Genomic DNA, 12,772 nt, shown 5'->3' with positions numbered 1-12,772 from the left:
CGGCTGTCGCCTACCGAAAACAGCCTCGCTCAAAGCCAACCAGGGGAAGCAAACCACATCGCTGCTTTCCGCAATCCCCGGCGCTTTGATTTCACGGAGAGAGAGGGATTCGAACCCCCGGTACCCTTACGGGTACACCTGATTTCGAGTCAGGCGCAATCGACCAACTCTGCCATCTCTCCATCCACTATTTCTCGCGTCGCCTCCGGAAAAACTCCGTCAGCACCGCGCCGCACTCCTTGGCCAACACCCCGCCCTGCACGACGGGACGATGATTCAACCGCTCATCGCTCAAGGCTTGATAGAGCGACTCCACCGCGCCGGCCTTTGGGTCGCTGGCTCCGTACACGACGCGATCCACCCGCGCCAGCACGATCGCCCCGGCGCACATCAAACACGGTTCGAGCGTGACATACAATGTGCAACCGGCCAGCCGCCAGCGTCCCAACGCCTTCGCGGCCTCTCGTAACACGATCAGTTCCGCGTGGGCCGTCGGGTCGTTGTCGGTCTCGCGCCGGTTATGCGCTTGGGCAACCACCGCGTCGCCTTCGACCAGCACCGCACCGATCGGCGCCTCACCGGTCGCCGCCGCGGCCTCGGCCTGCCGCAACGCCAGAGCCATGAAAGCCTCGTCCTCTGAGAAAGAACCCGCCAACCCATGGGGCCGGAGAGGGCTTTTTATATCGGCAACGTTATCGGGCGTCAAGTTCTCGTCCTAAAAGAGTTTTCGCTTCACGCGAATCCAGTCACGGTACGTGAAGTCGTTGGCGAAGGTCAGCGATATTTCATACACGCCGGGTTTGGCGTTCGCCTTGGCGGCGACTTGATAATCGAAGGTCGTGCGCGGCTGCCGCTGGTATTCGACATAGAAGCCGTAATCGTGAATGTTGGCGACCTTCACTTCCAGAAAGTCCGGCGCCTGCACTTCGTATTCCTTCGACAACTTGTTGACGAACACGCTCGCCTGGAAAATCTTCGTTTCCCCCGGACCTAAATCGCCCCACAGATACAGAAAATGCGCCGCCAAGAAACCGCCGAGAATCAGCACGACGATGCCGTAAAAAACCGCATAGCGTTTGACTGTCTTGGACCAGGCCACTTAGTTGTCTCCTTCCACAATCGGGTAGGTCACGCCCCCGTTGGGAAACACGAACACCCTACCCCGCGGTGTGAGGCGCGCCGCCGCCGCCAAAGCCTCGTCGATATTCGCGTGCATGTCGTAAAACGGCAAGCGACGTTTCACGTCCGGCGAAATCGTTGGGGCGTAAAATATCACGTTGTAGTTTTTTATCGCCTGCAAGCTGAAATACGTAAAGAAATGCGCTTCCTCCTGCATGCCCAGCGTCGTCACGCCCATCAACGGAATCAACACGTGCGAAAGCACCTTCAACCCGCGCTTGCCGACCGGCGGCCGCTTCTCCGGCACCGGAAAATCTCCCACGCCTTGCTCGGCCGCCATCAGGCACAACATCGTGCCGCCCCGCCGAAGCGCGCGAATCGTGTTGGCCAACGACTTCGCGCCCTGCCGCATATCGACGTTCATCGGGTGACTGGACGTGATGACGATATCCGCCAAGCCCGGCACCTTCACGCCGAATATCCGTGCCGCCGCTTCGATTCCCGCCCGATAAACCTGATCGCGATCCCCCGCGAGAATCTGCGCCACCGAAAGATCGCCGCGCAGCACGGCATCGACGATAAAAATCGGCGCTTTGATCATCGCCACGCACTCTTCCAGATCCTGGCGCATCGGGTTTTGATACGGATCCAAGCCGACGTTGTTGAAGGTCTGCGGCGTCGTATTGCGGCGGTGGGTTTTGGCCACCGTTTCCTTGCCCGCCACACCCGGCACCAAAATCTTCGACCCGCCGCCGAACGAAGCGATAATGTGCGGCTCGATGCAACCCACGCCGATCACCAGGTCGGCTTGCGACACCTCGCGGTTGATCCAACACGGCGTGCCGCGCCGGGTCGTGCCGAGCATCTCCAAGTGATCACCCGGCTCAAAATCGTGGTTGATCCAACGATAGCGGCCGAAAGCCCGTTCGCCGATCTTCGCTTTCACTTCCGCTTCGGTCATCGGTCGATGCACGCCCAACGCCGTGACGATCGTCACCGCTTCATCGGGCACTTGCGCCGCGTCGAGGGCGTCGATAATGGGGCCGAAGAAGTCGGCGATCGGCGTCGGCCGGCTGACGTCCTCAACTACGATGGCGATTTTGCGGCGGTTGCGGGCCAGTTCGCGCAGCGGCGGCATGCCCAGCGGTTCGGCCAACCCGGCCGCACAAGCTGCCGCGGCATCGTGGACGGGCGGATATTCGGCGGGCGCGAAAGTGCCGGCCAGGTCCCAACCATCCGGCAACGTGAAGGTCAGCGGCTGCTTCCCGAAAGGCACGCTGATTCGCCGCTCGCTCACCGCCCCTCCCCTATCGCGGCGCGTACAGCGACGCCAGTCGGTCGTGTTGCGCCTCGACCCATTCCACGATTTGGCCGAGCCCGGTCTCCAAGTCCGTTGTCGGTTTCCAGCCGAGCACTTCGAGAGCGCGTCGGGTGTCGCTGATGTACACGACGTGATCCGCCTTGCGCGGATTGGGCAGAATCTCCACGGGCACGCTTTTGCCCATCGTCGTTTCGCACCACGCGGTCATTTCCCGCAGCGACAAGGTAATCTCCGACCCGCCACCGACGTTGAACACCTGCCCGGCGCACGCGTCGATTTTTTCAATCTCCAGTTCGACCAAGCGGTTGATGTCCGGCGTAAACAGCGAGTCGCGCACCTGCTTGCCGTTCCAGCCGATGTACACGAGCGGCAACCCGAAATGGTGGGCGATGACCCACCACGCCACCCAACCCTGAGCCGATTTGCCGAACTGCCCCGGCCCCGCCAGGCAGGAGAACCGGTTTACTACCGTGCGTACGCCAAAAGCGTCAAACCACTCCTGGCAGATCAAATCGCCGCAGATCTTCGACACGCCGTAGATCGAATGCTGGCCGCCGTCGACGTCGAAATCCTGGCTGATGCCGTGCTCGTAGGAAAAACCGCGGGCCGCGTACCCGGCGGCTTTGTCCCACACCCAACGCGTCGGTTCTTCCGCCACCGGAATCGCGTTGACGCGGTCGCCGGAATACACCTTGTTGGTCGACCAAAAAATGAGAATCGCCTCGTCCCGCCGCGCCTTCTCCAGCACGTTGACCAAGCCGAACGTGTTGTTGTTCAAATCGAAAACCGGGTTCGCGTAGCCGTCGATCGCGCTGGGCTGCGCGCTGGTTTCGCAAATCACATCGAACTTCGGCAGGGCGTTGAGGTCTTCGGCGTTGCGCACGTCGCCATGCACGAAACGGGCGCCCAGCGACAGCAGGTCCGGCACGTTGAATTCACTGCCGCGCCGCACGAGGTTGTCCAGCACGGTCACTTCGTATCCCAGCTCCAGGAAGTGCCGCGCGAGGTTCGCGCCCACGAATCCGCAGCCCCCGGTGATGAGCATTTTCATTGTGTTTCCCTTCGGTTCTCAAATCGGAGAGGCATGATACTGAATTAACCCGCCGGCGGCAAAGGGACGCCGCGCCGCGATCGCCGCTAACGCTCGATATGCGCTTGTTTTACGTGAATTGACGTCCCGGCTTGGTGGCCACCGGATCGACGTCCTTCTTTTCGTCCACGACAACCACAAACAAGCCGTCGGCCAATTCGATTTCGTCCAGCGCGCAGGAGAAGCCCCACAACCTTCCGCTCACCTGCACCGTATCGCCGTTTCTCAACTTCCCCAGAGCAGCTTTGTGCGCGGGGTCAAAATACACTTTGATTTTGAACGAGGCCTTATTGTGGACCCTGATGGTTACGTGACTCGGGATGCCGGAGTACGTCGATCTCGTTTCGACCACGCCGATCCACTGCACCCACTTGCCCTCGAATTGCTCCCGCCACAACTTCCGCTGCGATTCCCGTTCCTTTTCGCGGACGTCGATCATCCGCTGATACACCGAACCCGGCGCCAACTCGACGTAAGCGCGATCATCCATCGCCGGGGCGTCCGCAGTAATTTTCTCCCCGACGCCGTCGATGCGGTTCACGTTGATGTCAAAGAGGAACCACGTGAACAACACCACCATCGGCACAATGACCGCCGCGGTCAAAATCCACTTAACGCGCCGTTCCCACGCGGTGCCCGCCCACAAATACACGAGCGCCCCCGGCCAGCAGCAAAAAACAAGCAGCACAACAAAAATGACTACGTCCTTCGGCGGCTTTTTCTTCGGGCGGGGCGGCGGCGCTGGTTTGGCCTGAGGCGGGGGGACGATGGGTTTCGCCGGCGTTTTCGGACGCTTACCGAATTCCGGCGAGTCCGGCGTCCAATCTGTATTGCAGTAGGCACACACGTAGCCGTCGCGCGGCAACGGAGCGCCGCAATTATCGCACTTTCGTTGCGACATCCTTACCCCCGCGGTTCCGATTTTTTCGGATGGCGAAAACGTAGCAAACTCTAACACGCATCACAAATTCAGGTTATCATACTAGCCTCCTGAAACAAGATGAGCGAGTTGCACCATGAATTACGGGAAACAACGTTGGCTGCTTCTGCTGATTGCCGCGCTGCTGGTGATCGTTTTTGCGTGCGGCGAAAGCGATGAAAACGATGACCAAACGCCCTTAACCGGTGACGATGACGACGCCAACGACGACGATGACGACGATAACAATGACGACAATAATGACGATGACGACACAAATAGTGACGACGACACGCCGTGCGACACGTCGAAAAGGCCGATTGTCTTCGTCCACGGCTTCCTGGAAGTAGGCGACGCCTTCGCGACGCAGACCATGCGTTTTGCCTCCAACAACTACTGCCCGGATCGTATTTTCGCCTTCGACTACGATACGCTTTTCGGCCCCCTGGGCACGTCGGGCCGCCTCGATAACTTCATCGACCGCGTGCTCGACCGGACCGAGGCCGAGCAGGTCGACTTGCTCGGGCACTCGCTGGGCGGCGCAGTGTGCTACCAATACCTCGCCGAGCCTGAACAGGCCTCCAAAGTGGCGCATTACGTCAGCCTCGCATCCTTTCCCAACGGGCCGGTGCCCAACGGCGTACCGGGGATGAGCGTCTCCTCCGCCGCCGACACGATGGCCGGCTCCAGCGAAATTCCCGGCGGCCAAAACGTCGCGTTGGACGACCTCGACCACCTGCAGGTCGCGACCTCGGAAGACACTTTCGCGGCCATTTATCCCTTCTTCAACGAAGGCGAAGTGCCGGTAACTACTGACATTCTGCCGGAATCCGACATCGTCCTCTCCGGCCGCTCCCTGGTGTTCGGCACGAACAACCCGGCGGCGGATTTCCTGATTCGCGTTTTCGGCGTGGACTCCCAGACCGGCGAGCGTTTCAGCGAAACGCCGGTGGCCGAATACACCTCCGACCGGCAAGGCTTTTGGGGCGATTTCGCCGCGTCGCCCGACACCTATTATGAATTCGAGATACACGATCCGAACGACGCGTTCCCGCCCATCCACTATTATTTCGAGTCCTTTCCGCGCTCGAATAACAAGCTGTATTTTCGAGTGTTTCCGGAACCCGACACCCTGCTCGGTCTGGTGTTCCGTCTGCTGCCCTACAACGACGACTACGCGATATTCGCCTACCTCAACCTCAACCAAGCGATGTATTTCGGCCGCGACACGTTGGCGGTAAACGGCGTGGACCTCTCGATACCGGGGATCATGGACCCCGAAATTTCCACCATTGCGCTGTTTTTCTTCGACGCCAATTTCAACGGTGTCAGCGACGAAACTGTCGCCGGGGGTTTGTTCGCCTTCTTCCCCTTCATCCGCTTTTTCGACATGATCGTGCCGGCGGATGAACCCGGCGTCATCCAATTCGAAACCAACGGACGCCCGTTGACGATGCGCAACTGGCCCTCAAAAACCGGCGGTCTAGCCATCGCCGTCTTCCAATAACGCCATGTGCGGACGATTCAACCTCATCGCCGGGCCTTCGGAACTATCGGAACTCTTTGCGTTTTCCATCACGGACGCGCCGCCGCCCCGCTACAACATCGCGCCCACTCAACCGATCTCCGTCGCCCGCATCCCGGCAGGCGTTACCGACCCCACATTGGACATTATGCATTGGGGCCTGATTCCCTTTTGGGCCAAGGACCCGCAAATGGGCGCACGGATGATCAACGCCCGCGGCGAGACCATCGGCGAGAAGCCCGCCTTCCGCAACGCGGCGAAATACCGCCGTTGCCTCATTCCGGCTTCGGGTTTCTACGAATGGAAGAAATACGCCGACCGTAAGCAGCCGATGCACATCAAGCGGCGCGACGGCAAGCCCTTCGCCTTCGCGGGCCTTTGGGAACACTGGCAAAGCAGCGACGGTAGTGAGATCCTCTCGTGCGCCATCATCACCGCCGCCGCCTCGCCCTTCATGGCCGAGATTCACGCACGCATGCCGGTCGTCCTGCGGCCCGCCGATTTCGGCTTGTGGCTCGATCCGCTCGCGCAAAAGGCCGAACTGGTGCAGCATCTTCTGCGACAATTCCCCGATGACGAAATGATCGCCGAGCCGATCGGCGCTGGGGTCAACAGCCCGCGCAACGATGGCCCGGAGGTCCTTAAACCGATGGAAATACAAGGGCAAATGACGCTGCTGGACCGGGAGGCCGATCATGACTGACCCCCAACCGATGCGTGCTCTGGTCGCCGGGGCCACCGGCTACACAGGCATGAACGTCGTCCGCGAATTGCGCGCGGCGGGGATTGAAACCGTGGCGCACGTACGGCCCGACTCGCCCCGCCTCGACTACTGGCGCGATTTCCTTGGAGCGCTGGGCGCGCAGGTCGACACAACGCCGTGGGAGTCGGCGCCGATGACGCAAACCATGCAACGCGTTGCGCCGACGGTCGTTTTCGCCCTGCTCGGCACCACCCGCGCCCGCCGCAAAGCGGTGAGCAAAGCCGGCGGTGATCCCCAAACGGCCACCTACGCGGCGGTTGATTACGGCCTGAGTTCCCTATTGCTGCAAACAGCCCAAGCCGCCCACATCGCGCCGCTTTTTGTGTATCTGTCGGCGGTCGGCGCGGATCCCGGGGCCAAGGGCGAGTACTACGGGGCGCGGGTCAAGATGGAAGCGGAACTCACCGCGTCCGGCTTGCCGTACATCATCGCGCGTCCCTCGTTCATCACCGGCGAGGACCGCGAGGAAAAGCGGACCGGCGAGCGTGTCGGCGCGACGGTGGCCAACGGTCTGCTGCATGCGGTGGGTGCGGTAGGATTCGGCCGGTTGCGCGATCGCTATTTGAGCCTCAACGGTCCGCAACTCGGGCGGGCGCTGGTGCGGCTGGCCGTGGACGAAGATGTTGTGAATCAGGTTTTCGAAACGGCGGCGTTGCGGAAAAAAAGCGAAGAATAGCGGGCTAGTCCCCCGACTTGCCGTCTCCTTGAAGGCCGGGTGCATCGACCGCACCGGCCCCCCCCCCGCGCCTGATTTTCCTTCGCTGCGATTGAAGTAGAATCGCTCGGTCGGGTAGGCGAAATCGATATCGTCGCAGGCGGCAAAGCGCTCGAGCACATCCTCCCACATCTTGGTTTCGGTGCTGCGCCGCGCTCGCGGATTGCATAGGTAACGAATCGTCAAGTTGACGCCCGAATCGGCGACCGCCGTCCACACAATCGGCGTCAGATAACGGTAATGAATCAAGTATTTGTCGGCGGCCTGGCGAACTTCCTGCTCGGCCCTTTTCATATCGTAGGCGCTGTTTCGGTCGGCGATTTCCCGCAACAGTCCCTTGGCCTTTTTCCAATCGCTTTCAAAGGTGACGGTCACTTGAATTTCGTTCCAGATGAAGGCGAAACCCTGAGTGTAATTGGCGACCGGATGTTGAAAAAGCAAGCCGTTCGGCACGTGAATGATGCGTCCCGTGCTCTGATCGGCGTCCACCCAGTTGCCGATTTCAATGACAGAGAACTGGAAGAGCCTAATATCCACGACATCGCCGGCGGTCTGGCCGAGTTGAATGCGGTCGCCAACGTGAAAGGGGCCACGCACGAGAATGAACAGCCAACCGGCCATGTTCGCCAGCGGGTCCTTGAGCGCCACGGCGACACCGGCCGAAAGCAACCCGAGATAGGTCATGAAGCCCGCCATCCCGCCCAGCCAGATGCGCACAATGAACAGGATCGCCACGATTCCCAGAATGGTTGAAACGGATTTCATCGCCACATAGCGGCGTGACGCGTCCTGCCAATAGTGGGCGATCAATTTGCGGAGGATGCTGCGAAAAACGAAGTACAACAGAACGACGAGAGCGGTCCAAAGGATGTCCTCGAAGCGCTGCCGCTCCAAACCCGTCGTGTGGTGTATGAAATCCGTTACTTGTCGCCAAGTGTCCATTGTATCGGGATGACCTACGAGTAGGTTTGGCCCAAACTCCTATTCTTTTTTCACGGACACGAAAAAGCCATTCGTCTTTTGCAGACCGCCTTTGATGTATTCCTCGGGAAAATTCTTCATGAAAAATCCAAGAATCGCCTCGAGTTGGTCTTGTGGGAAAAAGCGGATCACGGGTCGGCCGACTTCACTGTCGCGGCAGTAGATGAAGCCGACTTCGGTGACATGGTCGGTCGTGTGTTCGCCGTAGATACTCTTCTCGCGGCTGTACATCTCATCATCGACCCAAAAAGAGGTCTCGGCACCCTCGATTTGGAAGCCTTTGACGTCTTCCATCAAATAGCGCCACAAACGATAAATGTCGCTCGGCACGTACCGTACGGTCGGCGGCGCACTTGACGATTGATCGTCGTTGTCCGGGCTCGATACCCAACACCGCACCATTTCCACTTTTTTCATCAATCACACCCCTCTCAAAGTCGTCTATTCAACCCGACAAATGAACCCCGTAAGATACTCGCCTTCCGGATGATACACATTGATCGGGTGATCGATTTCCTGTCCCATGATGCGCAAGATTTGTACGTTTCGGCCGGCATCCAACGCGGCTCCAAAGAGCACTTTGCGGTGTAATTCCAGATTTACGTGACCGCTGCAGGAAAACGTGAACAACAATCCGCCGGGCGGCAGCCGCCGCATGGCCAACAAGTTGATATCTTTGTAGCCGCGCGTGGCGCGGTTCAATGCCGCTTTGCTTTTAGCAAACGCGGGCGGATCCAGAATAATCATGTCAAAGCGCGTTTCGTCTACACGTAGAAAGTCGAACACATCCATACACACGAAATCGTCTTCACCGCAGCGCTGTTGGTTGAGTTCGTGGTTCTTCGCCGCCAGATCCAGCGCCGCCCGATTGAGGTCGACGGTTACCGTGCGGCCGGCGTCTCCGGCTTTAGCGTATACGCCGAAGCCGCCGGTGTACCCGAATGCGTTGAGCACCGTTCGCCCACCGGCCATCTTCATCGCGGCATAACGGGCCGCTCGTTGATCGAGAAAGAATCCGGTTTTCTGTCCCGCCCGAATATCGACCAGGAATTTCAAACCGTTTTCGACTATTTGGACCGGATCCTCGGGCACCTCGCCGTACATTTCGGCCACCCGGGGCGGAACGTTTTCTTCCCTGCGGTACCCCCCGGAACTGCGCTCCAAGATCCATTCGGGTCGGCAGCCGGTGACGAGTCCATCGATGATGGGCTGCCGCAGGAAGTCGGCGCCGGCGGTGGCCAAGGTGACGACCAGCCCGTCGCCGTAGCGGTCGACGATTAACCCCGGGACGCCGTCGGCCTCCCCCGATAGGACACGAAACGCGTTGGTATTGGGCGGCAGTAGCTGCTTTCGCCATTGTTCGGCATTCTGCACTTTCCGCGAGAACCACGTGGCGTCGATCTCTTCGTCGGCGAAGGTAAACAAGCGCACCCTAATCTGGCTGTCGGCATTGTACGTCCCGCTGCCCAGTACGTTGCCCTCAGCGTCGTCCACGTATACCACTTGCCCTTTTTCCAAATCGTCGGGCTCGTGCTCCACGGCGCCTGAAAACACCCACGGATGGCGGTTGCGTACTGATTTTTCTCGACCCGGACGTAACACGATGTGCGGCAAATTCGGCATGTTGATCTCTTATTTATCGATGATGATAGTGATTTTCGATTGATCGTCGGTCGGCAAGCGAGACGCGGCCACCCGGCCGCAAATGCGAATCGTCTTACCCTTCTTCAACTTGCTGATCTCGGTCTTGTACAAGCCTTCTTTGACCAGAACGTACCATTGTCCGTAGCTGTGCTTGACCAGAATCGTCTGAAAGCCTTCCTTGGGTGAGGAGTTCATTTTGCGGGCGAATTCGACTTCCAACGATACGTACGTATCCAAATACCGGACGAATCCAAGATGGATTTTCCCGGCTGTAACTTGCTCGACGACAACGCCCTCCGGTTGCGGATCGCCCAGGGTTACCAAGGGGCCGGAACTGCACGCCGCCATCAACAGAGCGAGCGAAAGCAATAGGATCGATACATATTTCATTCCACTCTCCTCACAATTCGTCGTAAGCAATCAAAAAATCATCGTCGGCCAATGTCAAGCTGTAAATCGTATCGAACACCTTATTTTTTCACTAAAAACTCTTTTTCGGCACCGCCTGAGCCGCCGGTAGGCACGCCGCCCGGCGATCACAAAACGCTACGGCGTCGGTATGTCGCTCGTCGTGTCACCCTCGGCCGCGCTGTTGCCGTCTTCCTCTTTGTCGGACGGATAATCCGCGCTTCCGAAAGGCACCCAAAAATCATACTCGGCGGCCAGGTCGTAATCTTCCTGGGTGATCGTACCGCGTTCGCGCATCTTTTGCATGATAAACGCCAGGTTCGTTTTCCAACCCGCGCCGACCGAACCGCGCGCTTTCATGTAATAAAACCGCACCGGATTGGAAATGATGCTCGCCATCCAGGCCGCCTGAATGGGCAACAGCTTGCTCGGATGCCGGTGAAAATAATGACGCGACGCCGGGCCGACGCCGTAGATATCCGGCCCCCACTCAATGATATTCAAATAGACTTCCAGCAATCGCTGCTTGTCCACTTCCTTTTCGATCCACCACGTCAGCATGGCTTCCTGCAACTTGCGGGAGACGGTCTTGTCGTGGGAAAGGAACAGATTCTTCACCAATTGCATACTGACCGTGCTGGCACCGCGCGAAAAGCGTTTATCCCGCAGGTTGCGGCGCAGCGAATCGTTAATGTGCCGCAACATGAAGCCGTTATGACGGAAAAACGAGCCGTCCTCGCATGTGAGCACCGCCCCGCGAAGATAGTGCCCCGTCGCCGCATACGGCACAAAACCTGGGTTTGAGGGACCCACGATGATTTCCCGCTTGAACACTCCCTTGCGCACGATGACGTGTCGAAAATCAGGTCGCTTCACACGCCGCACGTCCACCGGCGGCGGCACCGAAATCGCCCGGAAGCCGCTGATCCCACCTTTGATGTCCAAAGCGCTTTCGCGAATGTTCTCCATATCGACGACTAACGTCGCGTTCAAATCCAGTTCGCCTTCGACGATCGCCCCTTGCAGAGAGGGGACCAAACCCTCCGGCAGGCCGTCCAGCAAATCCTGGAGGTCCAAGCGCGCCGTGCGGATTTTCGTGCGTAATTCAAACGGCAGATTCTCGCCCGCCCGCACGTGAAACTCTTGCAGGTGAACCTCCGCCCGTCCCAGGCTCAGCACCAGATCGTGGCTGCCCACCGTGTTCTTTTGCGTATCGATAACAAGCTTGCCGGCGATGCCGCCCTGGATATTGCGCACCGGCTGCCGGGCCAGGCGGAAATGCTCCAACGTGAGGCCGTCCATTCGCCCGTCGACGGCCACGTGCAGCACCGGGTCGTCGTTACGCCGCTGCAATTCCAGCGAGCCGTTCAACCGCGTTGACTCACTCAACTGTATGTACGGGGGGGCCACCGCCGAGAGGTCGGCCAAGCTCCACCGCACGGCGTTCAGAGCCACGTCCTGGCCCGCGTGGTGCAGCGACACCTTGTATTGCAGCTTGCCGCCGTGGGGCTGGCCGCAGCGACCTTCCAGCCGCGCCGTTTTGTCGTCGAGATGAAATACGATGTTGCCGTCGGCTTTATGGACGGTGGACAGTGTCTGTTCGGTTTTGCCGAAGCGCCCGCGGTCCCGCACGGTCAACGACCCGTTCCGATAACGTATCGGCAACCGCTCGGGCAATGTTACTCTCCCGCCGGCCAGGGTCCGCAATCCGCCGTCGCCTTCGACGGCAACGTTCGCGGTCGGATAATCCGCTCCCAGCAGTCGATCGACAAATGCCGGCAGATTCGTCCCGCCTTCCGGGAGGAAATCGACCGTCAGCGACGGACCGCCAAACAGCAAGCCGGTCACCCGGGCGCGTCGCTCGCCCCAATCCAACTCGTATTCGATGTCGATGCTTTCCACGGTGAAAAACGGCTGCCCCGTCTTATCTCGCGCCGATACCGAGACGTCCCGCAGTTCGCCGGTGCCGTCCAGACTCATCGCAATGCCGCCCACCGTGACGAGCAAGCCGGTTTTTTTCTCAATTTGAGGAAGGATGTCGGCCAGTTCGCGGTCCAATTGTTGCCGCACGTAGCCTTGGACCATGCGGTGGCTTAGCCAGCCCGCAGCGATCAGCAACGCCAGTATTACGCCCGCCCAAAACCAGCGGCGGGAGACGCGCTTTCGTCGCATTTTTGTCCAATCGTCCATCGTCAATCGTATCCCAACCAAGGCCTCGCGGGTTGTTGGACGGACCCGTGGTCGCCCGTGGCTTTCTTACCGCAATCAGAGGACTTTTGCAAAATTA

The 12,772-nt window shown here is 59.4% G+C and carries 13 protein-coding genes and 1 tRNA gene; 4 read left to right on the top strand and 10 right to left on the bottom strand.

Annotated elements, in window-relative coordinates:
• Positions 1 to 94 precede the first annotated feature (94 nt).
• From P9L99_09410 to P9L99_09385, 6 genes are all read right to left on the bottom strand, one after another.
• Positions 95 to 182, bottom strand: a tRNA-Ser gene (locus P9L99_09410).
• A gap of 5 nt (positions 183 to 187) precedes the next feature.
• Positions 188 to 655 (bottom strand): tRNA adenosine(34) deaminase TadA, encoded by a 468-nt coding sequence (tadA, locus tag P9L99_09405; GenBank protein MDP8223565.1) that lies wholly within the window; start codon positions 653 to 655, stop codon positions 188 to 190.
• 60 nt (positions 656 to 715) lie between these two features.
• Positions 716 to 1,099, bottom strand: a complete 384-nt coding sequence (locus P9L99_09400; protein MDP8223564.1) for a hypothetical protein — start codon at positions 1,097 to 1,099, stop codon at positions 716 to 718.
• On the bottom strand, positions 1,100 to 2,416 hold the full coding sequence (gene larA, locus P9L99_09395) for a nickel-dependent lactate racemase (protein ID MDP8223563.1): 1,317 nt from the start codon (positions 2,414 to 2,416) through the stop codon (positions 1,100 to 1,102). It abuts the gene before it with no gap.
• 10 nt (positions 2,417 to 2,426) lie between these two features.
• Positions 2,427 to 3,491 carry an NAD-dependent epimerase/dehydratase family protein gene (locus tag P9L99_09390; protein MDP8223562.1) on the bottom strand — a complete coding sequence of 355 codons (1,065 nt, stop codon included), beginning with the start codon at positions 3,489 to 3,491 and terminating at the stop codon, positions 2,427 to 2,429.
• A 109-nt stretch (positions 3,492 to 3,600) separates the two neighbouring features.
• On the bottom strand, positions 3,601 to 4,431 hold the full coding sequence (locus P9L99_09385; GenBank protein MDP8223561.1) for a hypothetical protein: 831 nt from the start codon (positions 4,429 to 4,431) through the stop codon (positions 3,601 to 3,603).
• A 115-nt stretch (positions 4,432 to 4,546) separates the two neighbouring features.
• Here P9L99_09385 and P9L99_09380 point away from each other — a divergent pair, with 115 nt between their 5' ends.
• The 4 genes from P9L99_09380 (at position 4,547) to P9L99_09365 (ending at position 8,205) form a co-directional block, all read left to right on the top strand.
• Entirely contained in the window at positions 4,547 to 5,956 is a 1,410-nt protein-coding gene (locus P9L99_09380; GenBank protein MDP8223560.1) for an alpha/beta fold hydrolase, read from the top strand.
• A gap of 4 nt (positions 5,957 to 5,960) precedes the next feature.
• The gene (locus P9L99_09375; protein MDP8223559.1) at positions 5,961 to 6,677 is read left to right on the top strand and encodes an SOS response-associated peptidase; all 717 of its coding nucleotides are present in this window, start codon (positions 5,961 to 5,963) and stop codon (positions 6,675 to 6,677) included.
• Positions 6,670 to 7,413 carry an NAD(P)H-binding protein gene (locus tag P9L99_09370; protein ID MDP8223558.1) on the top strand — a complete coding sequence of 248 codons (744 nt, stop codon included), beginning with the start codon at positions 6,670 to 6,672 and terminating at the stop codon, positions 7,411 to 7,413. Before P9L99_09375 ends, P9L99_09370 begins: the two co-directional genes overlap by 8 nt.
• Before the next feature lie 279 nt (positions 7,414 to 7,692).
• The gene (locus P9L99_09365; GenBank protein ID MDP8223557.1) at positions 7,693 to 8,205 is read left to right on the top strand and encodes a hypothetical protein; all 513 of its coding nucleotides are present in this window, start codon (positions 7,693 to 7,695) and stop codon (positions 8,203 to 8,205) included.
• A 228-nt stretch (positions 8,206 to 8,433) separates the two neighbouring features.
• Here the strand turns inward: P9L99_09365 and P9L99_09360 are convergent, their stop codons facing one another.
• From P9L99_09360 to P9L99_09345, 4 genes are all read right to left on the bottom strand, one after another.
• The gene (locus P9L99_09360) at positions 8,434 to 8,850 is read right to left on the bottom strand and encodes a hypothetical protein (GenBank protein ID MDP8223556.1); all 417 of its coding nucleotides are present in this window, start codon (positions 8,848 to 8,850) and stop codon (positions 8,434 to 8,436) included.
• Between the two features lie 24 nt (positions 8,851 to 8,874).
• Positions 8,875 to 10,056, bottom strand: a complete 1,182-nt coding sequence (locus tag P9L99_09355) for a class I SAM-dependent rRNA methyltransferase (protein MDP8223555.1) — start codon at positions 10,054 to 10,056, stop codon at positions 8,875 to 8,877.
• 9 nt (positions 10,057 to 10,065) lie between these two features.
• Entirely contained in the window at positions 10,066 to 10,467 is a 402-nt protein-coding gene (locus P9L99_09350; protein ID MDP8223554.1) for a hypothetical protein, read from the bottom strand.
• A 156-nt stretch (positions 10,468 to 10,623) separates the two neighbouring features.
• On the bottom strand, positions 10,624 to 12,657 hold the full coding sequence (locus tag P9L99_09345; protein ID MDP8223553.1) for a biosynthetic peptidoglycan transglycosylase: 2,034 nt from the start codon (positions 12,655 to 12,657) through the stop codon (positions 10,624 to 10,626).
• Positions 12,658 to 12,772 lie beyond the last annotated feature (115 nt).

Source organism: Candidatus Lernaella stagnicola (assembly GCA_030765525.1).
GTDB classification, from domain to species: domain Bacteria; phylum Lernaellota; class Lernaellaia; order Lernaellales; family Lernaellaceae; genus Lernaella; species Lernaella stagnicola.
This window is presented reverse-complemented; position numbering and strand designations above follow the sequence as displayed.

Coding starts and splice junctions, on each gene's coding strand:
- P9L99_09355 (MDP8223555.1), bottom strand. CDS start 10,056: ATGCCGAATTTGCCGCACATCGTGTTACGTCCGGGTCGAGAAAAATCA.
- P9L99_09350 (MDP8223554.1), bottom strand. CDS start 10,467: ATGAAATATGTATCGATCCTATTGCTTTCGCTCGCTCTGTTGATGGCG.
- P9L99_09375 (MDP8223559.1), top strand. CDS start 5,961: ATGTGCGGACGATTCAACCTCATCGCCGGGCCTTCGGAACTATCGGAA.
- P9L99_09360 (MDP8223556.1), bottom strand. CDS start 8,850: ATGAAAAAAGTGGAAATGGTGCGGTGTTGGGTATCGAGCCCGGACAAC.
- P9L99_09370 (MDP8223558.1), top strand. CDS start 6,670: ATGACTGACCCCCAACCGATGCGTGCTCTGGTCGCCGGGGCCACCGGC.
- P9L99_09345 (MDP8223553.1), bottom strand. CDS start 12,657: ATGCGACGAAAGCGCGTCTCCCGCCGCTGGTTTTGGGCGGGCGTAATA.
- P9L99_09390 (MDP8223562.1), bottom strand. CDS start 3,491: ATGAAAATGCTCATCACCGGGGGCTGCGGATTCGTGGGCGCGAACCTC.
- P9L99_09380 (MDP8223560.1), top strand. CDS start 4,547: ATGAATTACGGGAAACAACGTTGGCTGCTTCTGCTGATTGCCGCGCTG.
- P9L99_09385 (MDP8223561.1), bottom strand. CDS start 4,431: ATGTCGCAACGAAAGTGCGATAATTGCGGCGCTCCGTTGCCGCGCGAC.
- P9L99_09365 (MDP8223557.1), top strand. CDS start 7,693: ATGAATCAAGTATTTGTCGGCGGCCTGGCGAACTTCCTGCTCGGCCCT.